This is a genomic window from Miniimonas sp. S16 (assembly GCF_057748195.1).
In genome coordinates this window covers 498,118-514,513 of record NZ_CM173242.1, presented here as the reverse complement: position 1 = coordinate 514,513, position 16,396 = coordinate 498,118, and the positions used below count along the sequence as shown (strand labels likewise).

The following is a 16,396-nucleotide window of genomic DNA, read 5'->3' as shown; positions in this document are numbered from 1 at the left end:
CGTGGGTCGACACGCGGTGCACGGGGCGGCGACCCACGCCCACGCCCACGGCGAGCTCGCGCTCGACGGCGGGGAACGCCGTCGGGCCCGCGTGGTGCTCGCGGCGATCGTCCTGCCGCTGCTGATCGCCACGGTGGTGGGGCTCGTCGCGCTGTGGCCGCGCGGCGACACGATCGCGGGCTCGGTCGACATGACGGCGTCCGGGTACTCGTTCGAGACCGCCCGGATCACTGCGGTGCCGCTGACCCAGGGCGCCGAGATCGAGGCCGAGCTGCTCACGGGCGAGGGTGAGGGGCAGGTCGTCCCCGTCGCGGTCGCGCCCGAGGTGCTGCGCGAGGACATCCCCGTCGGGGCCGAGATCACGGTGCTCTTCGACGTGGCGGGGCTCGCCACCGGCGTGCCCTTCACGTTCGTGGACTACGTGCGCGAGGTCCCGCTGCTGCTGCTCGCGGCGGCGTACGTCGTGCTGGTCGGGCTCGTCGCGCGCTGGCGCGGGCTCGCGGCGATCGTCGGGCTGGCGACGTCGCTCGCCGTCGTGGGGCTGTTCGTGCTGCCCGCGCTCATGTCGGGCACGTCCCCGCTGCTCGTGGCGCTCGTCGGGTCCAGCGCGATGATGTTCGTGGCGGTGTATCTCGCGCACGGGATCTCGATCCGCACCACGACGGCGCTCGTGGGCACCTTCGTCGGCCTCGCCGTGACCACGGGCCTCGCGCTGTGGTCCGCCGACGCGACGCGCCTGCTCGGCACCGGGTCGGAGGAGGGGTACCTCGTGGCCGGCACGTTCGGAGAGATGAGCCTGCGCGCGCTGCTCGTGTGCGGGTTCGTCATCGCCGGGCTGGGGGCGCTCAACGACGTGACGATCACGCAGGCCTCGGCCGTGTGGGAGCTGCACGCGGCGGACCCGAGCGTGCCGCGGCGCCGGGTGTTCGCACGGGCGATGCGGATCGGGCGCGACCACATCGCCTCGACCGTGTACACGCTCGCGTTCGCCTACGTCGGCGCCGCCCTGCCGATGCTGCTCGTGTCCTCGATCTACGACCGCAACCCCGTGCAGTTCGCCACGTCGGGCGCGGTGGCGGAGGAGCTCGTGCGCACCCTCGTCTCCTCGATCGGCCTCGTGCTGGCCATCCCGGTCACGACGGCGATCGCCGCGGCCCTCGTGCGCACCTCGCGTCGGGTGAGGGTCGCGCCGCCGGTGGGAGAATCCTCCCCGTGACCCTCGCTCTCGGCCGCCACACCCTCGGCACGCCCGTCGTCCTCGCGCCCATGGCCGGCGTGACGAACGCGCCGTTCCGGCAGCTGTGCCGCGAGGCCGCCCGCGCGGGGCTGCCCGCCGAGGGTGCGGCGCCCGCCCTGCACGCGACCGACGTCCCCGAGGGGATCTTCGTCTCGGAGATGGTGACCTCGCGCGCGCTCGTCGAGCGCACCGAGGAGTCGATGCACATCATCGAGCCAGCCCCCGACGAGCGAATCCGCAGCGTGCAGCTGTACGGGGTCGACCCGGCCACCGTGCGTGCGGCGGTCCGGATGCTCGTCACCGAGGACCGCGCCGACCACATCGACCTCAACTTCGGCTGTCCCGTGGCCAAGGTGACCCGCAAGGGCGGGGGAGCGGTGCTGCCCTGGAAGCGGGACCTGTTCGCGGCGATCGTGCGCGGCGCCGTCGAGGAGGCCCGCCCCTTCGACGTCCCGGTCACGGTGAAGATGCGGATGGGCATCGACGACGCGCATCCCACCTACCTCGACGCCGGCCGCACCGCGCAGGACGCCGGGGTGGCCTGGGTCGCGCTGCACGCCCGGACCGCCGCCGACTACTACTCCGGCGAGGCGCGCTGGGCGGCGATCGCGCGGCTCAAGGGCGCGGTCACCGACATACCCGTGCTCGGCAACGGCGACATCTGGTCCGCCGAGGACGCGCTGGCGATGATGGCCGGGACGGGGTGCGACGGTGTGGTCGTGGGCCGCGGCTGCCAGGGCCGCCCGTGGCTGTTCACCGACCTCGTCGCCGGGTTCGCCGACTCGCCCGTGCGGGTGCGGCCCGGGCTCGGGTACGTCGCCTCGGTGCTGCGGCGGCACGCCGAGCTCATGGTCGACTACCACCGGGGAGATGAGCTGCGCGCCCTGCGCGAGCTGCGCAAGCACATGGCCTGGTACATGAAGGGCTACCCCGTGGGCGGCGAGGCGCGCACCGAGCTCACGCGGGTCTCCAGCCTCGCCGACCTCGACGCCGCCCTCGCGGGGCTCGACCTCGACCTGCCCTACCCGGGCGTCGGCGCCGAGGGTCAGCGCGGCCGCGGCGGGTCGCCCAAGGTGCCGCACGTCCCCGACGGCTGGCTCGACACGCGCGACGTCGACGACCGCCTCCGCGCGATGCTCGCCGAGGCCGAGCTGAGCGTGTCCGGTGGCTGACGCGCCGACCGGGCGAGGCGCGCGGGGCGCGCGGGCGCGAACCGCCGCGATCGCGGGCGCGGCGACGCTCGCCGTCGGGGGCCTCGCCGCGTGCACGGGCGGGACGGGCGGCGCGAACGGCGCCGGCGACGGCGACGCGCGCTCCGACGTCGGCGTCCAGATGTTCCAGTGGACGTGGGACTCGATCGCCCAGGAGTGCACCGACACGCTCGGGCCCGCGGGCTACGGCTGGGTGCTGACGTCGCCGCCGCAGGAGCACATCCTCGGCGAGGAGTGGTGGACGTCCTACCAGCCCGTGTCCTACCGCGTGGAGTCGCGACTCGGCACGCGCGAGCAGTTCGAGGCGATGACGGCGGCGTGCCGGGAGGCGGGCGTCGACGTCATCGCCGATGCGGTGATTAACCACATGACCGGCTCCGACACGGGCGGCACGGGCTGGGCCGGGAGCTCCTACGAGCACTACGACTACCCCGGGATCTACACGACAGGCGACTTCCACCACTGCGGCCTCACGCCCAGCGACGACATCGTGAACTACGGCGACGCGGCGCAGGTGCAGACGTGCGAGCTGCTCAACCTCGCCGACCTGGACACCTCGAGCGAGAAGGTCCAGGACACGCTGCGCGCCTACCTCCAGGACCTGCTGGACCTCGGCGTGGCGGGCTTCCGGATCGACGCGGCCAAGCACATCGCGCCCGAGGACCTCGCGGCGATCCTCGACCCTTTCCCGGACGACACGATCGTCAGGCGGGAGGTGATCGGCGCCTCGGGCGAGCCGGTCCAGCCCGCGCAGTACACCGGCACCGGTCAGGTCTTCGACTTCGTCTACGCCCGCGCGCTCACGGCCGCGGTCCGCTCCGGCGACCTGGCGGGCGTGCTCGACCTGCCCACCTCGACCGGGTTGTCGAGCAACCAGGCCGTGGTGTTCGTCGACAACCACGACACCGAGCGCAACGGCGAGACGCTCTCGCGCAGCTACGGCGACCAGTACGCGCTCGCGACCACGCTGCTCCTCGCCGCGCCCTACGGCACGCCGGTGGTGCTCTCGAGCTACGCGTTCGGCATCACCGACCCGAACCTCGGCCCGGCGCAGGACTCGACCGGCGCGGTGCTCGACGCGGCGTGTCCCGACGAGGTCGGACCCGGGGTGGCGTATCCCGACCAGACGTGGGTCTGCCAGCACCGCTGGGACGCCGTGGTCGGCATGGTGAACTGGCGCATCGCTGCGGGCGACGCCCCCGCGGAGGAGATCACCGCGATGGACGACGGCGTGCTCAGCTTCCGCCGCGGCGACGCGTGGGTGGTGCTCAACGTGACCAGGGAGCCGGTGTCGTTCGGCCTCGAGACCGCGCTCGAGCCGGGGGAGTACTGCGACGTGGTGAGTGGCCTGCTCGTCGACGGCGCGTGCGCCGGCGGGACGGTCGAGGTGCACGACGACGGCGTGGCCTCGCTCGTGGTCCCGGCGCAGGGCGCCGTCGCGTTCCACCCGGGGCAGCGGGTGTCCGGCTAGCTCAGCGCGGGTGCATCCCCGCCGTCGAGCCCCGCACGATGAGCTCGGGGGCGAACCGCAGCTCGTCGCGCACGGAGCGGCCCTGCATCGTCGAGAGCAGCAGGTCCACGACGGCCTGGCTCATCGCGACCACGGGCTGGCGCAGCGTGGTGAGCGGGGGGTCGGTGAAGCCGACGAAGAACGAGTCGTCGAAGCCCACGATCGAGACGTCCTCGGGCACCCGCAGGCCGGCGTGCTTCACCGCGCGGATCGCGCCGAGCGCCATGAGGTCGCTGCCGCAGACGATCGCGGTCACGCCCTCGCGCACCAGCACGCGCGCCGAGGCCTCGCCGCCCTCGACCGTGAACAGCGACGTCAGCACGCGATGCTCGGCGGTCGGGCCGACGTAGCGCTTCATCGCGGTGACGAACCCCTCGCGCTTCTGCGCGGAGGGCACGAGGCGCTCGGGCCCGACGGCGAGCGCGATCCGGCTGTGCCCCATCGCCGCGAGGTGCCGCACGGCGATGTCCATCGCGAGGCGCTCGTCCACCGACACCGACGGCGCGGTGAGATCGTCCCGGTGGCCGTTGACGAGGACGTACGGGACGCCGCGCTCGGTGAGCCGCTCGTAGCGGGTCAGCGGGGACTGGACGTCGGCGTGCATCCCGTTGACGAAGACGATGCCGGCGACGTCGGCCGCGAGCAGGGTCTCGACGTACTCGTCCTCCGTGACCCCGCTGGCCGTCTGCGTGCACAGCAGCGGCGTGTAGTCGTGGTGTGCGAGCGCCGTCTCGATCGCCTGGGCGAACGCGGGAAACACGGGGTTGGACAGCTCGGGCACGATGAGGCCCACCAGGCCGGCGGACTGCGAGGTCGGGCGGTTGGGCCGCTCGTACCCGAGCATGTCGAGCGCGTGGTACACGGCCTGCCGCGTCGACTCGGCCACGCCGGGCTTGCGGTTGAGGACGCGGGAGACCGTTGCGGTGCTGACGCCCGACTGCGCGGCCAGGTCGGCCAGCCTCGTGCGTTGGCGGTCGCGTTCGCTCACCGTGATCGTCCCTTCCTTGGGCGAGAGCATCCGTTGCGTCATCCGTTGCGTCACTGCAAAGGAGCAGAGCGTTTTCGTAGGCTTGCATAGTTTCGCGAAGCGCGGGCCCAGCGCAAGCACCACGATTCCGGGAGTCACGGGCGCGTCGGCGCTGTTCGGCCCTGCAACGACGCCGCAGGTCGGCGAAACGCTGCAACCGCGCGCACCGCGGTTGCCACGGACTCTGGGTCACGATTCAGTCACAGTCCTGCGTCGCGCACCACACCCCCTGTTGGCTTGCAGAAAGTTGCACTAGCGTGACGTGCGTCGCAGTGCCTCGTCTCGTCTGGCCACCGGGGTCCAGAGGTGGTGCTGCCCGTTCCACTGGAGGACGATCGACATGCGCAAGTCCCTTCTCTCGGTCGCCGCCGTCGCCTCGGTGACGCTGCTGCTGACCGCCTGTGGTGGTGGCGGAGGCGGTACCGACGCCACGGGTGACTCGACGGCGACCACGGACGCCAGCGCCGAGGCCACCGGCGACGCCGGCGCGAGCGCCGACCCCAGCGCCCCGCCGGTCCGCGGCAACGAGGACCTCGTCGTCTGGACCGACGCCACCAAGCTCGACGCCGTGACCGCCGTCGCGCAGGCGTTCGGCGAGGCCAACGGCATCACGGTCGGCGTGCAGGCCATCGTCAACACGCGTTCGGACTTCATCACGGCGAACCAGGCAGGCAACGGTCCCGACGTGCTCGTCGGTGCGCACGACTGGATCGGTCAGCTCGTCGCCAACGGCGCGATCGACCCGCTGCAGATCTCGGCCGACTCCCTCTCGGGCTACTCCGAGAAGGCGGTCACCGCCGTCACGTACAACGGCCAGCTCATGGGCATCCCCTACGGCGTCGAGTCGCTGGTGCTCTACTGCAACAAGACCTACGCCCCGGACACCTACGCGACGCTCGACGACGCGATCGCCGCCGGGCAGGCCGCCAAGGACGCCGGCAGCGTGCAGTCCGCGCTGAACATCCCGCAGGGCGTGAACGGTGACCCGTACCACATGCAGCCGCTGTTCACCTCGGCGGGCGGCTACCTGTTCGGCCTGGACGCCACCGGCACGCCCGACGCCAACGACCTGGGCGTCGGCACCGACGCGGGCATCGCAGCTGCGCAGAAGATCGCCACGCTCGGCGACGCCGGCTCGAAGGTGCTCTCGACGGCCATCACGAACGACAACGCGATCTCGCTCTTCGCGCAGGGCCAGGCGGGCTGCCTGATCTCGGGCCCGTGGGCGCTGTCCGACGTCGAGGCGGGCCTCGGCGCGGACGGCTACACCGTCCAGCCGATCCCCGGCTTCGCGGGCATGTCCCCGGCTCAGCCGTTCATGGGCGCCCAGGCGTTCTACGTCGCTTCCAACGGCCAGAACAAGAGCTTCGCGCAGGCCTTCGTGACCGGCACCTCCGGTGGCGGCCTGAACTCCGAGGAGGCCATGACGACGTTGTTCGAGGGCACGAACCTGCCGCCCGCGATGACGTCCGTGCGGGCGACGGCCGCCGCCTCCGACCCCCTGATCGGGGTGTTCGGTGACGCCGCTGACGCGGCCTACCCGATGCCGGCGATCCCCGCGATGGACCAGGTGTGGACGCCGCTCGGCCAGGCGTACGCCGCAATCATCGGTGGCGCCGACCCCGCCAGCACGATGACGACGGCGGCGCAGACGATCAGCTCCGCGATCGCCTCCTCCTGACGCAAGGCCGGGGTCGGCACCCGACTCGGGTGCCGACTCCGGCGCGTCGCTCCCCGCCGGGCCGCCCCGGCGCCCGGGAGACTCGGCCACGACGTCGTCGCCCGAGTCGCAGTTCCGCTCAGGCGCCGGCGCCAGGCCCGGGTCGCCCACGTTCAGGAGTGCCAAGGAGTGCCGCTGTGACCACCACCGCCCCCCCGAAGACCGACGCACGACCCCCGGCCGGCTCCCGCCGGTCCTTTCCCATGGAGATCACCGGTGGCTCGACCGGTGTGCTGATCGCCAAAGTGATCGGCCTCGGCCTGATCCTCGCCCTCGCGATCGGCCTGACGCCCACGCTCATCGCGACCTCGAACTGGGCCTTCCTGGCCATCCTCTGGGTCATCACGCTCGTCATCCTCGCGATCTACCTCACGGGGCGCGCGGTACCGGCGAAGTACCTCCTGCCCGGCACCCTGTTCCTCGTCCTCTTCCTCATCTATCCGATCCTCCTGACGTTCCAGCTCTCGACCACCAACTACGGCGACGGAACCCGCACCAGCCGCGAGGCGGCCATCGCCCGCATCGTCGGCAGCTCGGCCGTGCAGGTCGAGGGCGGTGCGACCTACGGCATGGTGATCGGCACGTCGGGCTCGACCACGACGGGGCCGTTCGTCATGCTGCTCGTGAACTCCACGACCGGTGACGCGTACGTCGGTTCCGAGGAGGACGGCCTGCAGCCGCTCGACGAGGACGCCGTGACGATCGAGAGCGGCGTCGTCACCGAGGCGGACGGCTACACGATCCTCACCCGCCAGGAGCAGAACAGCCTCTCCAGCTCGGGTCAGCCGCTCGACGGCTTCTCGGTGCCCGCGGGCGGTGACTCCGTCATCAAGGTGCAGGGCTTCCAGGCGATCGAGATGCGCACCCCCCTCGTCTACGACGAGGAGGCGGACACCATCACGAACACCGACACGGGCGTCGTCTACACCGAGCAGCTCGGCCCGTCCGGTGACCGTTCGTTCTTCGTCGACGAGGACGGCAACCGGCTCTCCAACCAGTCGTGGGGAGAGAACATCGGGCTGCAGAACTACAAGCGGATCTTCACCGACCCCGCGATCACCGGGCCGTTCGCCGGGATCTTCGCGTGGACGCTGGTCTTCGCGTTCGTCTCGGTGGCGAGCACGTTCCTGCTCGGTCTGCTCCTCGCCGTCACCCTGAACGACCCCCGGATGCGCTTCCAGCGCGGCTTCCGGTCGATCCTCATCCTCCCGTACGCCATCCCCGGGTTCATCTCGCTCATGGTGTGGGCCGGGTTCTGGAACCGCGACTACGGTCTGGTCAACGACCTGCTCGGAACGGGCATCGACTGGCTGGGCAACGCGACCTGGGCCAAGGTCGCGGTGCTCGCGACCAACCTCTGGATGGGCTTCCCGTACATGTTCCTCATCAGTACCGGGGCGCTGCAGTCGATCCCTGGCGACCTCAAGGAGGCGGCGTCGATCGACGGCGCGACCGGGTTCACCCAGTTCCGCAAGATCGTCTTCCCGCTCCTCATGGTCGCCACGGCGCCGCTGCTGGTCTCCTCGTTCGCGTTCAACTTCAACAACTTCAACGCGATCCAGCTGCTCACGGAGGGCGGTCCGTTCACCCCGGACAACCCGACGGCCGGCGGCACCGACATCCTCATCAGCTACACCTACCGGCTCGCGTTCGGCTCGGCCGGTCAGCAGATCGGGTTCGCGTCCGCGGTCTCGGTCGTGCTGTTCGTCCTGACCGGCGTCATCGCCGCGATCCAGTTCCGTGGCACCCGCGCGCTCGAGGAGATGAACTGACATGGCGACCCCGGACCTGACCTCGGCCACCGCCGTCCCTCCGACGGTCGTGGCTCCCGCGAAGCCGCAGAAGGGAGCCGGCCCCGACAAGCTCAGCGGGGCCCGCTGGTGGCGCATCCTGTCGTGGCGCTACCTCGTCGGCATCGTGGCCTGCGTCTACGCGCTCATCCCGGTGCTGTACATCGTGTCCGCCGCGCTCAACCCGATCGGGTCGGTGGCCTCCACTGAGATCATCCCGAACACCGTGAGCTGGGTGAACTTCGAGGCGCTCACCAACAACCCCTCCCGCCCGTTCTTCCGGTGGTTCGGGAACACGGTGATCGTCGCCGTGGTCGTCGTGTTCGCCCAGCTGCTGTTCAGCTCCCTGGCGGCGTACGCGTTCTCCCGGTTCCGGTTCAAGGGCCGCCGGCTCGGGCTGCTCTCGCTGCTGCTGATCCTGATGTTCCCGCAGATCCTCGTGACGGTCGCGCTGTTCCAGATGTTCAGCGTCATCGGCGCGGTGATGCCGTCCGTCGGACTGGACACGCTGCCGGGGTACATCCTCATCATGCTGGGCGGCTCGCTCGGGCAGGTGTACCTCATCAAGGGCTTCTTCGACACCATCCCGCACGAGCTCGACGAGGCGGCCAAGATCGACGGCGCGGGGCACGTGCGCGTCTTCTTCGAGGTCACGCTGCCCCTGGTGCGGCCGATCCTCGTGATCTCCGGCCTGCTGGTCTTCGTCGGAGTGGTCGGGGAGTTCCTGCTCGCGTCGATCTTCCTGCGCTCGACGACCATCAAGACGCTCGCCGTGGGCATGTACGGCGTGCTCGCGAGCGACCGGTCCAACAACCTGGGCTGGTTCGCGGCGGCGTCGGTCGTCATCGCGGTGCCGATCATCATCCTGTTCCAGTTCCTCCAGCGCTTCATCGTCGGGGGCATCACCTCCGGTGCGGTCAAGGGATGACCAGGTGAGTCCGGAGTCGCCCACCGACCTCCTGCGTCACCCGCACCACGACGGATCCGCGTGCTACGTGGCGCCCGGGCCTCATCGCCTGGGCGCCACGGTGCCGCTGCGCGTCCTCGTGCCGGACACGCCCGGCGGCGAGCCGGGCGCCGAGCACGTCGTCCTGCGGGCGGTGCGCGACGGCGAGCCGCACCTCACGCCCGCCGTCGCCGGCGCGCGGGGGCCGCACGGTACCTGGTGGCACGTGGACCTCGTCCTGGTCAACCCACTGACCTCCTACCGGTTCTTCGTCGGGGGCCCGCACGGGCGCTACCGCTGGCTCAACGCGGAGGGCGTGCACGAGCGGGACACGTCCGACGGTGCGGACTTCCTGATCCGCGCCGACGAGCAGCCGCCGGCGTGGGTCGCCGACCAGGTCGCGTACCAGGTGTTCCCCGACCGGTTCGCGCGCTCGGCCGGCTCCGCGGACCGGTCCACGCCGGAGTGGGCGGACCCGATGCCGTGGGACGCCCCGGTTCTCGTGCGCGGGCCGGGCGTGGAGCGGCAGTGGTACGGCGGCGACCTCGACGGCGTGGCGGAGCGGCTGGACCACGTCGCGGACCTGGGCGCGACGGTGCTGTACCTCACGCCCGTGTTCGAGGGTCGGTCCAACCACCGCTACGACGCCGTCACGTTCGACACCGTCGATCCCGTGCTGGGCGGCGACGAGGCCCTCGTGCGGCTGATCGACGCGGCACACGAGCGCGGCATCCGCGTCCTCGGCGACCTCACGACGAACCACACCGGTCGCGAGCACGCGTGGTTCCGCGCCGCGCAGGCCGACCCCGACTCGGTGGAGGCCGGTTTCTACCGCTTCCGCCGCCACCCCGACGACTACGTCGCGTGGCTCGACGTGCCGAGCCTTCCCAAGCTCGACCACCGCAGCGCCGAGCTGCGCGCGCGGCTGTACGAGGGGGAGTCCTCGGTGGTCGCGCGGTGGCTGCGGGCCGGGCTGGACGGCTGGCGCATCGACGTCGCGAACATGACCGGGCGGATGGGCGCGGACGACCTCGCGCGCGACGTCGCCCGCCGGATCCGCGCCACGATGCTCGCCGAACGGCCGGACGCGTGGCTGCTCGCCGAGCACGGGCACGACGCCGGGCCCGACCTCACGGGGGACGGCTGGGACGGCACGATGGACTACCAGGGCTTCACCCGCCCGCTGTGGGTGTGGCTCAACGGGGGTGCGCCCGACGTCGCGGATCGCCCGGGCGACGGCGAGCAGGCGAACGACGGCGAGCCGCAGCGGGTGCCGCACGGCCTGGACTTCCTCGGCCTGCCGATCGACGTGCCGGTGCTGCCCGCGACCTCGGCCGTGGGCACGATGCGCGAGGTGCATGCCGCCATGCCCTGGGCTGCCCAGAGCGCGTCGACGCTGCACCTGGACTCCCACGACACCCCGCGGTTCCGCACGATCGCCGGCGGCGGGACCGACGGCACGATCGACGTGGCCGGCCGCGGCCGGCGCCGGCACCTGCTGGCGCTCGCGCTGCAGATGACGATGCCCGGCGTGCCCTCGGTCTTCCAGGGCGACGAGATCGGCCTGACCGGGACCACGGGAGAGCACGCGCGCACCCCGTTCCCGTGGGACCGGGACGTGTGGGACACCCCGACGTGGGAGGCCTACCGCGCGTGGGTGCACGCGCGGACCGGCAGCGTCGCGCTGCGGCGCGGCGGGCTGCGCTGGGTGCACGTGGGCGCCGACAGCCTCACGTTCCTGCGCGAGCACCCCGACGAGCGCGTCCTCGTGCACGTGGTGCGCGCCGCCGTCGAGCCTCTCGCGCTGCCGCTGGACCTGCTCGGCGGGACGCTCGAGGGCGTCCTCGTGGGCGCCGAGGCCCGGGTGGACGCCGGCCGGCTCCTGCTGCCCGGTGCGCCGGGGGCGTCGGCCTGGCGGCTGGGCACACGCGGCCTGGCGTGGCGGTGACCGGGTCGAGATGAGCACGGCTGCGCGACCTCACCGCGGTGCCGCACCACGACGGCTCGACGTTCGACACCGTCGACCCGCTGCTCGGCGGGCTGCCGGCGAGCGCGAGGCCCAGAGACTTGTCTCGAATCGCGAACGGAGCACCATGAGCTACTCCCACCACCCGTCCCGGCTCACGCACCCGGAGTGGGCGCGCGACGCGGCGATCTACCAGGTGAACACGCGCCAGCTCACTCCCGAGGGCACGCTGCGCGCCGCGATCGAGCACCTGCCGCGGATCGCCGCCCTGCACGTCGACATCGTGTGGCTCATGCCGGTGCACGAGATCGGCGTCGTGAACCGCAAGGGCGTGCTCGGCAGCCCCTACGCGGTGCGCGACTACTACTCGGTGAGCTCGGAGCTGGGCACGCTCGAGGACCTGCGCACCTTCGTGGACCGCGCGCACGAGCTCGGCCTGCACGTCATCCTCGACTGGGTCGCCAACCACACCTCGTGGGACAGCGTGCTCCTCGAGGAGCACCCGGAGTACTTCCCGCGCGACGCCGACGGTGAACTCATCCCGACGCCGTGGTGGGACTGGGACGACATCGTCGACCTGGACTACGACCAGCCGGGCGTCGCGGACTACATGGCCGACGCGATGGAGTACTGGGTGCGCGAGGCCGACGTCGACGGGTTCCGGTGCGACGTCGCGGGCCTCGTGCCGACGTACTTCTGGGTGCGGGTGCGCGAGCAGCTCGAGCGGATCAAGCCGGTGTTCCTGCTCGCCGAGTGGGAGTCGCGGGAGCTGCACGACGAGGCGTTCGACATGACGTACGCATGGACCTGGAACTCTGCGATGCACGAGATCGCGACCGGCAAGGCCAACGTCGACGCGCTGCGCGGCTACTACGCGTGGAACGACCGCGCCTACCCGCGCGACTCGATCCGGATGCTGTTCGTGTCCAACCACGACAAGAACGCGTGGGACGGCACCGAGTTCGAGCAGTTCGGCGACGCGCTCGAGGCCGCGATCGTGCTGTCGGTGACGAGCGACGGCATGCCGCTGATCTACTCCGGGCAGGAGGCGGGCAACGACCGCCGGCTGCCGTTCTTCGACCGCGACCCGATCGAGTGGCGCGAGCACCCCATGGGCGACTTCTACACCGCGCTGCTCGCGATGCGGCACCGCTACCGCGCGCTCGACAACGGCGCGTGGGGCGCGCCCATGCTCGAGGTGCGCACGTCCGACCCGCAGCAGGTGATCGCGTTCGTGCGGGACGCCGGCGGCGACGCCGTGCTCGTGGTGCTCAACCTCTCCGACGCCGCGCGCGATGTCGAGCTGCGCACGGGTCCCGTGGCGGGTCAGTGGCGGCGGTGGACGCCGGAGGTCGAGGCCGCGGGGTCTGGCGACGCAGCGTCCGACGGCGCAGCCCCCGCGGGCGAGCAGCTCACCCTCGAGCGCGGGGACACGATCGCGCTGCCCGCGTGGGGCTGGGCGGTGCTGGTCCGGCCCTGACGGGGCGGTGGGGCGGGGCCGCCGGCCCTGCCCTGCGCCGCCGGGTCGGCCGGGTGATCAGTCCGGACCGAACGGCTCGCGGCGCTCCGCCGAGGTGCGCCGCAGCCAGACGGTGGTGTCCGGGGGAAGGTGCGTCTCGCCGTCGTGCTCGCGGAGGGGACCGCTCGCGAGCAGCACCTCGTGGTCGTCCGGCAGGGGGTAGTCGTGCCCGCCGGTGTTGGCGGCGACGACGACCTCGCCGTTGCCGAACGCCACCACGTCCTCGTCCTCGAGGTCGACCCACGCGAGGCCGCCCGAGCCGAGCGAGTAGGAGCGGCGCAGGCGAAGCGCCGTGCGGTACATCTCGAAGGTCGAGCCGGGGACGCCCTTCTGGGCGTCGAGGGCGTACGTCGCCCAGTCCGCGGGCTGCGGCAGCCACGTGGCGCCCGACGGCGAGAAGCCGAACCCCGGCGCGTCCGCCTCCCAGGGCAGCGGGACGCGGCAGCCGTCGCGGCCGTTGCCGCCGCCGCGCGCGACGGCGGGGTCCTGGCGCAGCTCCATCGGCAGCAGCGTGTGCTCGGGCAGCCCGAGCTCCTCACCCTGGTAGAGGTAGGCGGACCCGGGCAGCCCGAGCTGGAGCAGGGTCGCGGCGCGGCCGCGGCGCAGGCCGAGCTCGGCGTCGGGCACGGGGTCGGTCGGGCTGAGCGCCTCGACGTTGCCGCCTGCCGAGGGCAGGCCGAACCGCGAGTGGTGCCGCACGACGTCGTGGTTGGACAGCACCCACGTGGTCGGTGCGCCGACGGCGTCGTTGGCGTGCAGCGAGCGCTCGACGACGGACCGCAGCTCGTGCGGGTGCCAGTGCGCCGAGAGGAACGCGAAGTTGAAGGCCTGGTGCATCTCGTCCTCGCGGACGTACTCCGCGAGGGCGCTGAGCGGCTCGACCCACGCCTCGGCCACGAGCATGCGGTCCGGCCCGTACTCCGCGAGCACTCGGTGCCAGTCGCGGTAGACCTCGTGGACGCCGGGCTGGTTCCACATCGGGCCGTCGTTGACGTCGGCGTCGGCGTCGGCGTCGGCGTCGGTGTCGGTGTCGGTGTGCGTGGCGGGCGTGGCGTCGGCGTCCCCAGCGTCCTCGATGACGTCCCCGACGTCGTGCGTCGGCAGCTCACCGTGCTCGGTCTCCGACACCATCGAGGAGTGGCCGGCCCAGTCCGGCAGGCCCTCCTTCTTCACGAGGCCGTGCGCGACGTCGACCCGGAAGCCGTCGACGCCGCGGTCGAGCCAGAACCGCAGGACCGAGCGGAACTCCTCGGCGACCTCGGGGTTGGACCAGTCCAGGTCCGGCTGCGTGGTGTCGAACAGGTGCAGGTACCACTGGCCGGGCGTGCCGTCCGCCTCGGTCACCCGGGTCCAGCCCTCGCCGCCGAACACGCTGCGCCAGTTGTTCGGGGGGAGCTCGCCGCGGGAGCCGCGGCCCTCGCGGAAGAGGTAGCGCGCGCGCTCCGGGCTGCCCGGTCCCGCGGCCAGGGCCGCCCTGAACCACGCGTGCTCGGAGGAGGTGTGGTTGGGCACGAGGTCGATGACGACCTTGAGCCCGAGCTGGTGGGCCCGCTCGATGAGGGCGTCGGCGTCGGCGAGCGTCCCGAACAGCGGGTCGACGTCGCGGTAGTCGGCGACGTCGTAGCCCGCGTCGGCCTGCGGGGACGTGTAGAAGGGGGAGAGCCAGAGAGCGTCGACGCCGAGTCGGGCGAGGTGACCCAGGCGCTGGGTGATGCCCGGGAGGTCGCCCACGCCGTCGCCGTCGGAGTCCGCGAAGGAGCGGGGGTAGACCTGGTAGACGACCGCGGTGTGCCACCACTGCTGGGTGCCGGTCCGAGGCGGGGAGACGGGGCTGGTGCGGCACACGGTCGAGGTCGTCGCGCTCATCAGACCATCCTCCCGCGGGCCGCACGAGCGGGCAAATCCCGCCAGGCCGCGGCTCGCGGCCCTCGGGCACCGCGTCTCGTCCGTCACCGCGCGGGTGACCGTGCGCGCGAAGCGGATGCTCGCCGTCGCGCGTCCCGCCCCCTCGCCGGGGCGCCGCGCTGAGCCGGGTGGCCGTCCACAGCCGCCGCATGCCCACCGCCGCCAGGGCGGTGCGCCACTAGGCTGGCGACGATGTCCTGGCAACCTCCCCTCGCGCACGCGAGCCGTCACGCGATGATGGCCTCCGACGTCGAGCGATGGCTCCCCGAGGTCGCCAAGAACCCGCGGCGCTCCCCGTTCGAGCGCGACCGTGCGCGGATCCTGCACTCCTCGGGGCTGCGCCGGCTGGGTGCCAAGACGCAGGTGCTCGCGCCGTCGACCGACGACTTCGTCCGCACGCGGCTCACGCACTCGCTCGAGGTGGCGCAGGTGGGCCGGGAGCTGGCCAAGCAGCTGGGCTGCGACCCGGACGTCGTCGACGCCGCGTGTCTCGCGCACGACCTGGGCCACCCGCCGTTCGGGCACAACGGGGAGGCGGCGCTTGCCGTCGTGGCCGAGGACGCGGGCGGCTTCGAGGGGAACGCGCAGACGCTGCGGATCCTCACCCGGCTCGAGCCCAAGGTGTTCCGGCCGGACGGACGCTGCGTGGGGCTCAACCTCACCCGCGCGAGCCTGGACGCGTCCGCGAAGTACCCGTGGCAGCGCCGCGATGCGCCGCGCCGGGTGGACGGTCGGCGCTCGCGGAAGTTCGGCGTGTACGACGACGACCTGCCCGTCTTCACGTGGCTGCGCGAGGGTGCGCCCGGGCGGGAGCGCTGCCTCGAGGCGCAGGTCATGGACCTCGCCGACGACGTCGCGTACTCGGTGCACGACGTCGAGGACGCCGTGGTCGGCTGGCGCGTGGACCCGCGGGTGCTGCGCGAGGACCGCGAGCAGGCGCGGGTCGTGGCGCAGGTGCGGTCCTGGTACGACCCGGACCTGACCGACGACGAGCTGGGTGACGCCGTCGCGCGGGTGGTCGCGCTCCCGGACTGGGCGAGCGAGTACGACGGCACGCGCGCCTCCCTCGCGCGGGTGAAGGACGTGACCTCCCAGCTCATCGGGCGGTTCGTCGGCTCCGCCGTGGACGCGACCCGTGCGGTACACGGCTACGGCGACCTCGGGCGGTACGACGCTCGGCTGGAGGTGCCGCGTGGCACGCTCGCCGAGATCGCGGTGCTCAAGGGCGTGGCGGCGCTGTACGTCATGGCGCCGCGCGAGCACGAGCCGCTCTACACGTTCCAGCGGCGGGTGGTGACCGACCTCGTGGGGGTGCTGCTGGAGCGCGCCGAGCTCGCGCTCGAGCCGCACTTCGTGAGCGACTACCGCGAGGCGGAGTCCGACGCCGAGCGGATGCGGGTCGTGGTGGACCAGGTCGCGTCGCTCACCGACCTCTCGGCGATGGCGTGGCACGCGCGGCTGGTCGGGCCCGTCGGCTGAACCGCTTCGCGAGGTGATTTCCGTCCTTTCGCGAGAGGTTCTCTGTCCTTTCGCGAGAGGTTCTCTGTCCTTTCGCGAGAGGTTCT

Annotated in this window: 11 protein-coding genes; 9 read left to right on the top strand and 2 right to left on the bottom strand. The window is 72.3% G+C overall.

All coding sequences use genetic code 11. The features are described 5' to 3' along the window. Window position 1: 1 nt before the first annotated feature. The 3 genes from AC3AQ1_RS02330 to AC3AQ1_RS02320 are packed head-to-tail and all read left to right on the top strand — an operon-like array spanning window position 2 to window position 3,919. Window positions 2-1,216, top strand: coding sequence for a YibE/F family protein (locus AC3AQ1_RS02330; protein WP_108717666.1), 1,215 nt, complete (start codon window positions 2-4; stop codon window positions 1,214-1,216). A gap of 50 nt (window positions 1,217-1,266) precedes the next feature. Continuing rightward, on the top strand, window positions 1,267-2,409 hold the full coding sequence (gene dusB, locus AC3AQ1_RS02325) for a tRNA dihydrouridine synthase DusB (RefSeq protein WP_234417901.1): 1,143 nt from the start codon (window positions 1,267-1,269) through the stop codon (window positions 2,407-2,409). Next, window positions 2,402-3,919, top strand: a complete 1,518-nt coding sequence (locus AC3AQ1_RS02320) for an alpha-amylase (protein WP_108717665.1) — start codon at window positions 2,402-2,404, stop codon at window positions 3,917-3,919. The genes dusB and AC3AQ1_RS02320 overlap by 8 nt, the downstream gene beginning before the upstream one ends. Before the next feature lies 1 nt (window position 3,920). Here the strand turns inward: AC3AQ1_RS02320 and AC3AQ1_RS02315 are convergent, their stop codons facing one another. Continuing rightward, window positions 3,921-4,976 carry a LacI family DNA-binding transcriptional regulator gene (locus tag AC3AQ1_RS02315; RefSeq protein ID WP_108717664.1) on the bottom strand — a complete coding sequence of 352 codons (1,056 nt, stop codon included), beginning with the start codon at window positions 4,974-4,976 and terminating at the stop codon, window positions 3,921-3,923. A 349-nt stretch (window positions 4,977-5,325) separates the two neighbouring features. On the opposite strand from AC3AQ1_RS02315, the gene AC3AQ1_RS02310 reads away from it, so the two are divergent. The 5 genes from AC3AQ1_RS02310 to AC3AQ1_RS02290 all read left to right on the top strand — a co-directional run bounded on the left by AC3AQ1_RS02310 (window position 5,326) and on the right by AC3AQ1_RS02290 (window position 12,887). Next, window positions 5,326-6,666 carry a sugar ABC transporter substrate-binding protein gene (locus tag AC3AQ1_RS02310; RefSeq protein WP_108717663.1) on the top strand — a complete coding sequence of 447 codons (1,341 nt, stop codon included), beginning with the start codon at window positions 5,326-5,328 and terminating at the stop codon, window positions 6,664-6,666. Window positions 6,667-6,842: 176 nt separating this feature from the next. After that, complete coding sequence (locus AC3AQ1_RS02305; RefSeq protein WP_234417684.1) at window positions 6,843-8,477, top strand: ABC transporter permease subunit; 1,635 nt, start codon at window positions 6,843-6,845, stop codon at window positions 8,475-8,477. A 1-nt stretch (window position 8,478) separates the two neighbouring features. Beyond that, window positions 8,479-9,423, top strand: coding sequence for a sugar ABC transporter permease (locus AC3AQ1_RS02300; protein WP_108717661.1), 945 nt, complete (start codon window positions 8,479-8,481; stop codon window positions 9,421-9,423). Window positions 9,424-9,427: 4 nt separating this feature from the next. Then, window positions 9,428-11,389 carry a glycoside hydrolase family 13 protein gene (locus AC3AQ1_RS02295; protein ID WP_108717660.1) on the top strand — a complete coding sequence of 654 codons (1,962 nt, stop codon included), beginning with the start codon at window positions 9,428-9,430 and terminating at the stop codon, window positions 11,387-11,389. A gap of 145 nt (window positions 11,390-11,534) precedes the next feature. Beyond that, window positions 11,535-12,887 (top strand): alpha-amylase family glycosyl hydrolase, encoded by a 1,353-nt coding sequence (locus AC3AQ1_RS02290; protein WP_108717659.1) that lies wholly within the window; start codon window positions 11,535-11,537, stop codon window positions 12,885-12,887. 57 nt (window positions 12,888-12,944) lie between these two features. Here AC3AQ1_RS02290 and AC3AQ1_RS02285 read toward each other — a convergent pair whose 3' ends face one another. Next, on the bottom strand, window positions 12,945-14,792 hold the full coding sequence (locus AC3AQ1_RS02285; RefSeq protein WP_108717658.1) for a glycoside hydrolase family 13 protein: 1,848 nt from the start codon (window positions 14,790-14,792) through the stop codon (window positions 12,945-12,947). 231 nt (window positions 14,793-15,023) lie between these two features. Between AC3AQ1_RS02285 and AC3AQ1_RS02280 the strand changes: the two genes are divergently transcribed. Continuing rightward, complete coding sequence (locus AC3AQ1_RS02280; RefSeq protein WP_108717657.1) at window positions 15,024-16,310, top strand: deoxyguanosinetriphosphate triphosphohydrolase; 1,287 nt, start codon at window positions 15,024-15,026, stop codon at window positions 16,308-16,310. Window positions 16,311-16,396 lie beyond the last annotated feature (86 nt).